Origin of the sequence: Mesorhizobium sp. M4A.F.Ca.ET.020.02.1.1 (genome assembly GCF_004022645.1) — a bacterium.
Lineage (GTDB): Bacteria > Pseudomonadota > Alphaproteobacteria > Rhizobiales > Rhizobiaceae > Mesorhizobium.
In genome coordinates this window covers 1-783 of sequence record NZ_RZOI01001267.1, presented here as the reverse complement: position 1 = coordinate 783, position 783 = coordinate 1, and the positions used below count along the sequence as shown (strand labels likewise).

Sequence of the window (783 nt, the reverse complement as noted above, 5' to 3'; positions counted from 1 at the left end):
GCGCTGGCCGCGGGGGATCCGCTCGGCGCCCTGAGGCGCGTCGCGCTGCGGCAGGACCCGGCCGCGCTGGCGCTGCGCGGCATCGCCATGGCGCAGCTCGGCGACTTCGCCAAGGCAAAGACGCTGCTGAAGAGCGCGGCCCGTGCCTTCAGCCCCAGGGAGGCGGTGGCGCGCGCCCGCTGCGTCGTCGCCGAGGCCGAAATCGCGCTGGTGTCGCGCGATCTTGGTTGGCCGGAAAAGGCGCTGCGGGCGGCGCGCGCGACGCTTCACGCGCACGGCGACCGGGTGAATGCCGCCTATGCCGGCAGTATCGAGGCGCGCCGCCTGATCCTGATCGGCCGCCTCGACGAGGCCGAGCGCCTGCTTGCCGGTTTCGATCCGGGGCCGCTGCCGCCGGTCGCGCGTGTCGCACATGAGCTCGCGGCCGCCGGCATCGCGGTCCGGCGACTGCGGACGAAGGCGGCGCGCTCGGCGTTCGGCCGGGCATCGCTCGCCGCCTACGAGGCCAAGATTCCGGCGCTGAGGGCGGAGGTCGAAGCGGCCTCCCTGGTGTTGAACACGCCCGTAGGCCGGCAGATTGCGCAGGGATCGGAGAAATTGCTGCCGCTCGATGAGGTCGAGACGCTGCTGGCGTCCGGCGCGTTCGTTATCGATGCCTGCCGCAATGTCGTGCGTGAAGCCGATAAGGTTGTCTCGCTGGCCAGCCGGCCGGTGCTGTTTGTCCTGGCGCGCACGCTCGCCGAGGCCTGGCCGGGGGATGCCTCGCGCGAGACGCTGCTCAGG

The 783-nt window shown here is 72.7% G+C and carries 1 pseudogene; it reads left to right on the top strand.

Features of this window, described 5'->3' with window-relative positions:
* Positions 1-783, top strand: a pseudogene (locus tag EN742_RS36535) (helix-turn-helix domain-containing protein); the annotation flags it as partial.